This is a genomic window from Mycoplana rhizolycopersici, assembly GCF_013378445.1.
GTDB lineage: Bacteria > Pseudomonadota > Alphaproteobacteria > Rhizobiales > Rhizobiaceae > Mycoplana > Mycoplana rhizolycopersici.
Window position 1 is genome coordinate 58,835 of sequence record NZ_JABXYK010000021.1, and the last position, 9,057, is coordinate 67,891.

Below are 9,057 nucleotides of genomic sequence, written 5' to 3' on the forward strand. Positions count from 1 at the left end.
TTTCAACGAAACGGAGTGACCATGAAACTCTTCAAGTTCGCCCTTGCCGGCGCTCTTCTTCTTGCTACCACCAGTGGCAGCGCCTGGGCGCAGGCAAAGGAATATCTGACGATCCAGCTGAAGGATGGCCCCGTCGTCGTCGAGCTGCGCCCCGACATCGCGCCGAAGCATGTCGAGCGCATCAAGGCGCTGGCGGAGAAGGGCGAATACGACAACGTCGCCTTCCATCGCGTTATCGACGGCTTCATGGCGCAGACGGGCGATGTCCAGTACGGCGACATGGAAGACGGCTACAGCGCGGCTGCCGCCGGCACCGGCGGCTCTGCGTTGCCGGACCTGCCAGCCGAGTTCTCGGACGTCCCGTTCCAGCGCGGCACGGTCGGCATGGCCCGGGCGCAGAATCCCGATTCGGCCAATTCGCAGTTCTTCATCATGTTTGCGCCTGGCGATTTCCTCAACGGGCAATACACGGTCGTCGGCCAGGTGGTCGAGGGCATGGAGAACGTCGACAAGATCAAGCGCGGCGAAGAAGCCAACAACGGCTCCGTCACCGATCCCGACCGGATGACGAAGGTCACCGTCGGCAAGTAAGCATTCCAACCAAGGAGAAAGACCATGGCCGAGATCAAGGATCCGGAAAACACCATCATCATGGAGACCTCGAAGGGCAAGGTCGTCATCCAGCTTCTGCCGGACGTCGCGCCCGGGCACGTCGCCCGCGTCAAGGAACTGACGCGCGAGGGCGCCTATGACGGCGTCGTCTTCCACCGCGTCATCGAGGACTTCATGGCCCAGACCGGCGACGTCCAGTACGGCAAGACCGGCGGCAAGGACTTCAATCCGGCCCGCGCCGGCATGGGCGGCTCGGAAAAGCCGGACCTGAAGGCCGAATTCTCCAACATGAGCCACGTGCGCGGCACCTGCTCGATGGCCCGCAGCCAGATGCCGAATTCCGCGAACTCGCAGTTCTTCATCTGCTTCACCGACGCACCTTGGCTGAACAAGCAGTACTCCGTCTGGGGCCAGGTCATCGAAGGCATGGATAACATCGACAAGATCAAGCGCGGCGAGCCTGTGAAGGATCCCGACACCATCGTCTCGATGAAGGTCGCAGCCGACGCCTGATCGCGTCCGATCTCCGAAACCCGCGCCGCGCGCCTGTCTCAACCCGGCAGGCGCCCGGGCGGGTTTCCCTTTTCTGCCGAAATGGTTTATCGGGCGGCACCTGGATCAATAGCTGCAGACCATGCGTATAGAACTGTTTGATTTCGATCTTCCGGAAGAGCGGATCGCCCTTCGCCCGATCACGCCGCGCGAAGCCGCGCGGCTGCTCGTCATCCACCCCGATGCGGACCAGTCTTTCCAGGACTGCCACGTCGCTGACCTGCCGAACTTTCTTGAACCCGGTGACGCGCTGGTTTTCAACGATACGCGTGTCATCCCGGCCCAGCTGGAGGGCATCCGCCACCGGGAAGGGGCGGGCGGACAGCAGGTCTCGACCACGCTGCACATGCGGATCGCCGCCAACCGCTGGAAGGCCTTCGCAAAGCCCGGCAAGCGCATCAAGGTCGGCGATCGCATCGCCTTCGGCCATGGCGGGAACGCCTGCCTGCTCGGCAACCTCGACGCGACCGTGGAGGAAAAGGGCGAGGGCGGGGAAGTGACGCTGCGCTTCGATCTCTCCGGCCCCGCACTGGACGAGGCCATCGCCACCGTCGGCCACATTCCGCTGCCACCCTACATCGCTTCGAAGCGCGCCGACGATGCCGAGGACCGGCGCGACTACCAGACGATCTATGCGCGCGAGGAGGGTGCGGTCGCCGCCCCCACCGCGGGCCTGCATTTCACCGACGCGCTGTTTGCGCAGCTCGATGCCCGCGGTGTCGAGCGCCACTTCGTGACGCTGCATGTCGGCGCGGGAACATTCCTGCCCGTCAAGGCGGACGATACCGACGACCACGTCATGCACCAGGAAATCGGCTACGTTTCCCAGGAGACGGCCGAAGCGCTGAACGCGGTTCGGGCGAGGGGCGGGCGGATCGTCTGCGTCGGCACCACTTCACTGCGGCTGCTGGAAAGTGCGGCACGCGAGGACGGCACGGTCGAACCGTGGTCCGGACCGACCGGCATCTTCATCACGCCGGGCTACCGATTCCGCACCGCGGACGTGCTGATGACCAATTTCCACCTGCCGAAATCGACGCTTTTCATGCTCGTTTCCGCCTTCAGCGGCCTTGAGACGATGCGGGAAGCCTACCGCCACGCGATCGAGACCGGCTACCGCTTCTATTCCTATGGCGACGCCAGCCTGCTTTTCCGGAAGAAACCATGACCGAACGCTTTGAATTCAAGCTCTCTGCGACCGACGGCAAGGCACGGCGCGGCGAGGTATCGATGCCACGCGGTACGATCCGCACGCCGGCCTTCATGCCGGTGGGAACGGTCGGAACCGTCAAGGCGATGTATCTCGATCAGGTGCGCGACCTCGGCGCCGACATCATCCTCGGCAACACCTACCACCTGATGCTGCGCCCCGGCGCGGAGCGGGTCGCCCGCCTCGGCGGCCTGCACGAGCTGATCCGCTGGCCCTATCCGATTCTGACCGATTCAGGCGGCTTCCAGGTCATGTCGCTGTCCGGGCTGCGTAAGCTCGACGAGCAGGGTGTGACCTTCAAGAGCCATGTCGACGGCTCGCTGCACCACATGTCGCCGGAGCGCTCAATCGAGATCCAGGGCCTGCTCGACAGCGACATCCAGATGCAGCTCGACGAATGCGTGCGGCTTCCCGCTGAACCGAAAGAGATCGAGCGAGCGATGGAGATGTCCTATCGCTGGGCCGAGCGCTGCAAGGCGGCGTTCGGCGACCAGCCGGGCAAGGCGATGTTCGGCATCGTGCAGGGCGGAGACATTCCGGAACTGCGCGTGCGCTCGGCCCAGGCGCTGACTGGCCTCGACCTCAAGGGCTATGCGATCGGCGGCCTCGCCGTTGGTGAGCCTCAGGCGGTCATGCTCGACATGATCGACACCACGTGCCCGCACCTTCCGTTCGAGAAACCGCGCTACCTGATGGGCGTCGGTACGCCCGATGACATCCTGAGGTCGGTCGCCCACGGCATCGACATGTTCGACTGCGTGATGCCGACCCGTTCCGGCCGTCACGGCCTGGCGTTCACCCGCCACGGTCGCATCAACATTCGCAATGCCCGCCATGCCGAGGACAAGCGTCCGCTCGACGAGCAGTCTTCCTGCCCGGCGAGCCGCGACTATTCGCGCGCCTATCTGCACCACCTCGTGCGTTCGAACGAGTCGCTCGGCGGCATGCTGCTGACGTGGAACAATCTGGCCTACTATCAGGAGCTGATGGGGGGAATCCGCTCGGCGATCGAACAGGGGCGCTATGCGGAATTCATGGCGGAAACGCAGGAGGCCTGGGCACGCGGTGAGGCGGAAGCCAAGAAGGGTGCATGAATCTGGCTGCTTGAATTCGGTCAAAAGCTGTATTTATATCAATGCACTACTAGCTTAAACTCATAATCCTGTTCAGCGATCTTGCGCGTCGTCAGATGTCGGATCCCGCCTTCGACGGAGACATGTGGACCCCGTTGATCTTGTAGCTGCCGTCGGACTGCCGCACGAGCTGATAGATTGCCGTCCAGTGCTTGCCGCCGCTTGCAGAAATGAGCACCTCCTGCAGGATCACATCGCCCGAGACCTTGCTGCGCCCAAAACCGTAGTTTCCAGGGCGATAGACCGGCGCATAGCCGCGCTTCACCATTTCGAAGAAGGACGCTTCATCCGGAAACTTCTGCCGGATGGTGGGCGAGGCGAAGGAATAGGCGGACTTCGCGTCGTCATTCAGGAACGCCTCGATCTGCCGCGCAATAATGTCCTGCGCCAGGGTCGCGGGTTCCTGTGCACCGGCCCGGTCCGACAAGGCCATGATACACAGGCAGGCGGCTATGGCTGTGGCTGTAGCTAAAGAAGCGATCTTCATGGGCTGATGCTCCGGAACACCGGAACAAGGTTAGGGCGACAATGCCGAATTGCCAGGCCACATGACGACGATGTGATGGATCTCGCCCTGTGCTGAAAAAGCCAAGACAGAATATAGCAACCGATGCCGGTGCTGAAGGGGACGTGCGCCGCCGCGCCACCATCAACACTCTTCAGGTTTTACCTTCGGTATTTAAAAACAATGCAATAGCGTATTTGTCTTGCGTTCTACATTCGCTCACGATTGAGCCGCACGCGCGCCGTGCGCGGTGACGATTGCGTCGGCTTCCTTGCCGTACATTTCCTCGAAATGGTCGAACGCGCCGGAGAAATTGCCAATTCCCTGCGTTGCCGAACGCAGGGAACGTGCCAGCTCCTCCAGAGCGCTTCCCGGCACCAGGGCGCGAAACGTGTCCCAGCCCTTTGCACTCTCGTCACGATCGAAGCCGAGCACCTGCCCCTTCAGCGACGATACGATCTGGACCAGTCCGCCGGTGTAGATCGAGGGAATGTGAATCTCCACCCGCATGATCGGCTGCATCAGGACAGGCAGAGCCTGGCCCATCGCCTGTCGCACGCCCATCTTGGCCGCCGTGCGGAAGGCGTATTCGGAACTGTCCACGGTATGGTGCTGGCCGTCGGTCAGTGTGACGCCGACGTCGATCACGCCGAAGCCGAGCGGTCCCTTGTCCATCGCCTCGCGCGCGCCCGCCTCGACCGCGGGGATGAAATTGCGCGGCACCGCACCGCCCTTGACGACCTCGGAAAAGGAAAAGCCGTCACCGCGGCCGTTCGGATGGACGCTCAGCTTCACATCGGCGAACTGGCCGGCGCCACCGGTCTGCTTGCGATGGCGGTAGTGGATGTCCGAGGTCCGGGAGACAGTTTCGCGGTAGACCGCGTTCGGCGGTTCGTCGCTCACGGCGATGTTGAAGACCTCGGCAAGTGCACGGGTCACCTCGCGCAGATGCAGCGGCCCCTGTGTCCTCACCAGATGGGCGCCGGTGCCTTCCTCCTGGCCGACCAGCAGGCCCTTGTCGGTCTCGGCGATCTTCGCAAGAGCGGTGGAAAGTTTGGTTTCGTCGCGCTCGCTGGTCGGCACAAGGATGCGTTGCAGCATGGGCGAGGGCGGGGCGGTCCAGTCCGGCGCGGGGTAGGTGGCGCCGGTACCGATCAGTGCAGGCACGGGCAGGCGGTCCGATTTGACCGATGCGAAGACCGCGCCCGGCCCCGGCAAGCCGTTGGAAAGCGGCCGCCCGGAAACGGCATCCTGCAGGGTGCCAAGCCCTGCCTCGCCCAGTGCTGAAGCCTGCTTGATCCCGTCCAGCGCCCGGGCAAGGACGGTCTTGCCGATGTTCTGGCGGTGGAATCCATGGAACGTGACGGCGGCAAGTGCTGCCGCATCCATCCCTCCGGCAGCGGCGAGGCGGCCGCGCAGGGCTTCCACCGGGGGCGCCTCGTGGCGCAGCGCCTTCATCAGCCTTTGCATGCCGTTGCCATGGCCGGCCGACCCGATGAAAACCGGCGTGATCCGGTTGTCCTTCAAGATCCGCGTGGAAATGGCGTAGACTGCGCCGCTGTCGGGCTGGCGGTCCTCGATCAGTTCCTCCAGCAGCCAGTCGTCGAACTCCGAAAGGTGCTCGAGAAGTTCGGCGCGCGCTTCGTGTTCGCGCTCGGCGATATCGTCGGGAAGCGCTATGAGGGCCGAAGTCTGTCCCTCCCGGTAGCGCCAGGCGCGCTCGGAGATGAGATCGACGCTGCCGACGACTTCCTCACCTTCGCGGATCGGGATCTGCCGGAGCACCAGCGCATGGCTCGCATAGTCCTGCAGCGCGGCAATCACGTCGCGAATGCGGCCACGCGGCTCGTCGATCCGGTTGATGAAGATGATGCAGGGCGTGCCGGATGCTTCGATGACCCGGAGATAGGGCGCGGCGAGCACGGCCTCGTCCGGCGATGGCGAGACGCAGAGAATGCAGGCGTCACTGGCGAGAAGCGCGTTGTGGGCGTGCGCCAGCGCCTCGATCGATCCCGGCGCGTCCAAGGCACACCAGACATCGCCGCCGAACTCGAATTCGCAAAGGTTCAGGCCGTGGGGCGAGGCGGTCTTCCTCGGCTTTTCCGCCAAGGCCCCCAGTCTTTCGACAAGCGTAGTCTTGCCCGTCTGCGACGGGCCCAGGACGGCAAAGCAGCGCATCGGCATTCCTCCGTTGCCAAGGACCGCAACTCTCTCCATCCATAGGATGGCGCGAAGCCGCGAGAAGCGCCAGTGCGCCGTCGCTTTTTCTTGCTCAATGGCTACATTTGCTGCAGATCGCGCTCGATCGCATCGAACTTCATCCCGCCGCGATGGTGCTGCAGCTTCTCTGGGGTATAAGCGGCTATCGCTTCGATCCGAGAACAATCCGTTTGGGCCTGAGACAAGCAGCCAAGAGATCCCATCTGCAATCTCTGCGCCATCAAGCGCGGGGAGTGTGGCATTCCAACTTTGCAGATTCAGGACATTCTAACTTTGCGGCTACACACATTAATCGGATAAGATAGATTATGGAACATAATAGGCAGTCCTTGGTTCTGCATGCACGCCCCTCCGCGCGAACAGTGCGAGCTTCCACAGCGATCACCGCTCCGCAACCTCAGGACCGACCGACGGTCCTTTGCCCTAAAACCAGAGATCGCGCACGCATTTCCCCGTCGATGGAAGATCGTCGAATGTGTCGAGGCCATCGAAATGGTCGATCGGCAGACTGGAGATGGAATCCGGCGGTGCGAGACGCAGGTTGACCGCCATGCGCCGGCGGCCTTCTTCGTCAAGCCGCAGGCCTCTCCAGCTCAGGACGCAAGAGCATGACGGACAGAACAGGATTTCAAGCGACGAACGGTCCCGACCGGCGCGCGTGTAGGACGCGGTGCGGCCTGTCAGGGTGATCCGCTCGCCCTCATAGTCGTAGGCCCAGAGCGCGCCGTAGCGCCGGCAGAGCGTACAGTTGCAGGCGGTGATCGACCCCGGATCACCTCTCAGTGTCCACTTCGCACCGCCACAATGGCATGAGCCCGTCAACATGGATCGGTCCACCATGATATTATGGAACGCCAACATACTGCCTGGCCCGGGCCGGGACTGCAACCGGTTTGGGCCGGGATGAGCAAGGTCCCGCTCCTCGAAATCTGAGGCTGCAGTCCGGCTGGAAGACCGTTGCCGATCCCGTTTCCGGGATACCGAACCGGCAAGTCTTCTCGACCTGGAAAGCGACCTGCCGCGAGAGAAAGGCAATTCGAGGGTGGAGAAAAGCGATCCTTGGCCTATTTCGACGGGTGGCAGAATGAAGCATAAACACCACCAATGTCGAGACGAAGGGAATTTGCCATGGCCAAGAATACGATTTGTCTCTGGTTCGACAAGGACGCCGAGGCTGCAGCCCGTTTCTATTCGGAGATATTTCCCGACAGCGCCGTCGGCACGCCCCCGGTGACTATCCCTCCGGCAAGCAAGGTGACGTGCTGACCGTCGAATTCACCGTCGCCGGCATTCCCTGCCTCGGCCTCAACGGAGGGCCGATGTTCAAGCACAACGAGGCGTTTTCGTTCCAGATCGCGACCGACGACCAGGAAGAGACCGATCGCTACTGGAACGCGATCGTTGGCAACGGTGGTCAGGAAAGCGCTTGCGGCTGGTGCAAGGACAGATGGGGGATCTCCTGGCAGATTACGCCACGTGTCCTGACCGACGCCATGGCAGCGGGCGGTGCCGAGGCGAAGCGTGCGTTCGAGGCCATGATGACAATGCGGAAGATCGACGTCGCCGCAATCGAGGCCGCGCGACGCGGCTGATCGGCGACTTTTGGCAGGCCGCACACGCGGCGAGGCTCGGCGCCCAGCACCGAACAGATCGTTACCGCCATGCCCTCGCCTCCGGTCCCGGCGGGATCCTGTAGCCGAAAGCGAGATCGAACCTCTCGGATCGTTTGGACCAATAGTCCCGGATCTCTTCCTTGAGGTCGAAATTCCCGGGGTCCCTGCTCACCCCACGATGTACTGGATGTGGAAGCGGTCGTGGAGCGCGCCAATGCAGCTCAGGTCGAGGTTGGAGACGAGTAAGAGAATTTCCAGTTGATGCTGGATGTCGAGGTGGTCGGTTTATCGAGCAGAAGCGCGCTGGGTGCCTGTGCCAACGCCGTTGCCAGATGTTCGCGTTGCGCTCCCCGCCTGTCACGCAAGCCGGATTGGCTCACGAAAACCGGCTAAAGGGGAGGTTTTTAGAGGCGTTCAGCTGCTTGACGGTGGTCGGAGTGGAGAGATTCGAACTCCCGACCCTCTGGTCCCAAACCAGATGCGCTACCAGGCTGCGCTACACTCCGCCGATCCGTTGCCGCGGAGATACACGCATCCGCCACACGCCGCAACAGCAAAATATCTTGCGCATCCAAATGCCCGGCACCGAGCAGGAAACGGTGGAATATGCGGGAAGATCGACAGCCGACTTCTTCAAAAGTGGAAAACATCCTCCAGGACGACGCGGCCGGTCAGGAGCAGCGAGCGATCCGGCTGGATAACATAGGTCTCCTCGACCGTCCGGCCATATTGGTCGGTGAACCGATGATGGAACCAACTGCCGACCGGCGACTTGGTCAGTTTTGTCCTGGGCTGACCGCCATAGGTGATGCTGCCCGGAATCGGTTCCGGATAGCCGCCACCGGGAGTTGCCGTACACCCTGCAAGACCGACGAACGCAACGAGGCAGACGAAGCAGGCCGAATTCAAGGGGCGCAGGACGCGCAAGACCCAATAGCGCCATTCATGCAGCATCATTGCACTCTCCTTGCGACACAAAACACCGCAGTCGCCCTGTTACCCGCAACGCCCCGTATTGGCATCGGTTCCGCAATGGAAAATTGGTCGGCCGAAGCCACAATACAAGGGCTTTCAACAAGCGCGCTGGATGACGTCCCGAGAGGTGGTGTATCAGGCTAGCGGTGGTCATCGGCTTTTTCCGGTAGGGTTGGGTTGTTCAAGCACAACCTGATGGAAAGACCACCGATGACCAATGACATGATGGACCTGCGC

General features: G+C 62.4%; 8 protein-coding genes, 1 tRNA gene and 2 pseudogenes. 5 read left to right on the forward strand and 6 right to left on the reverse strand.

Going from position 1 to position 9,057, the window contains the following annotated elements; translation table 11 throughout:
• The first annotated feature begins 21 nt into the window (after window positions 1-21).
• From HV823_RS23425 to tgt, 4 genes are all read left to right on the forward strand, one after another.
• Complete coding sequence (locus HV823_RS23425) at window positions 22-591, forward strand: peptidylprolyl isomerase (RefSeq protein WP_176952090.1); 570 nt, start codon at window positions 22-24, stop codon at window positions 589-591.
• A 24-nt stretch (window positions 592-615) separates the two neighbouring features.
• The gene (locus HV823_RS23430) at window positions 616-1,125 is read left to right on the forward strand and encodes a peptidylprolyl isomerase (protein ID WP_176952091.1); all 510 of its coding nucleotides are present in this window, start codon (window positions 616-618) and stop codon (window positions 1,123-1,125) included.
• Window positions 1,126-1,246: 121 nt separating this feature from the next.
• Complete coding sequence (queA, locus tag HV823_RS23435; RefSeq protein ID WP_176952092.1) at window positions 1,247-2,332, forward strand: tRNA preQ1(34) S-adenosylmethionine ribosyltransferase-isomerase QueA; 1,086 nt, start codon at window positions 1,247-1,249, stop codon at window positions 2,330-2,332.
• Window positions 2,329-3,468 (forward strand): tRNA guanosine(34) transglycosylase Tgt, encoded by a 1,140-nt coding sequence (gene tgt / locus HV823_RS23440; protein ID WP_176952093.1) that lies wholly within the window; start codon window positions 2,329-2,331, stop codon window positions 3,466-3,468. Before queA ends, tgt begins: the two co-directional genes overlap by 4 nt.
• Window positions 3,469-3,559: 91 nt before the next feature.
• Here the strand turns inward: tgt and HV823_RS23445 are convergent, their stop codons facing one another.
• The 3 genes from HV823_RS23445 to HV823_RS23455 form a co-directional block, all read right to left on the reverse strand.
• Entirely contained in the window at window positions 3,560-3,994 is a 435-nt protein-coding gene (locus HV823_RS23445; protein WP_176952094.1) for a DUF4864 domain-containing protein, read from the reverse strand.
• Between the two features lie 237 nt (window positions 3,995-4,231).
• On the reverse strand, window positions 4,232-6,190 hold the full coding sequence (locus HV823_RS23450) for an elongation factor G (protein WP_176952095.1): 1,959 nt from the start codon (window positions 6,188-6,190) through the stop codon (window positions 4,232-4,234).
• Between the two features lie 465 nt (window positions 6,191-6,655).
• Window positions 6,656-7,057: a GFA family protein gene (locus HV823_RS23455; RefSeq protein WP_176952096.1), complete on the reverse strand. Its 402-nt coding sequence runs from the start codon at window positions 7,055-7,057 to the stop codon at window positions 6,656-6,658.
• 303 nt (window positions 7,058-7,360) lie between these two features.
• Between HV823_RS23455 and HV823_RS23460 the strand changes: the two are divergent.
• Window positions 7,361-7,824, forward strand: a pseudogene (locus HV823_RS23460) (VOC family protein).
• 219 nt (window positions 7,825-8,043) lie between these two features.
• On the opposite strand, the pseudogene HV823_RS26865 reads toward HV823_RS23460, so the two are convergent.
• The 3 genes and pseudogenes from HV823_RS26865 to HV823_RS23470 form a co-directional block, all read right to left on the reverse strand.
• Window positions 8,044-8,189: pseudogene (locus tag HV823_RS26865) on the reverse strand (histidinol phosphatase); the annotation flags it as partial.
• 85 nt (window positions 8,190-8,274) lie between these two features.
• Window positions 8,275-8,351: transfer RNA gene (locus tag HV823_RS23465), tRNA-Pro, on the reverse strand.
• Window positions 8,352-8,478: 127 nt separating this feature from the next.
• Window positions 8,479-8,802: a hypothetical protein gene (locus HV823_RS23470; RefSeq protein ID WP_246301899.1), complete on the reverse strand. Its 324-nt coding sequence runs from the start codon at window positions 8,800-8,802 to the stop codon at window positions 8,479-8,481.
• Between the last annotated feature and the right edge of the window lie 255 nt (window positions 8,803-9,057).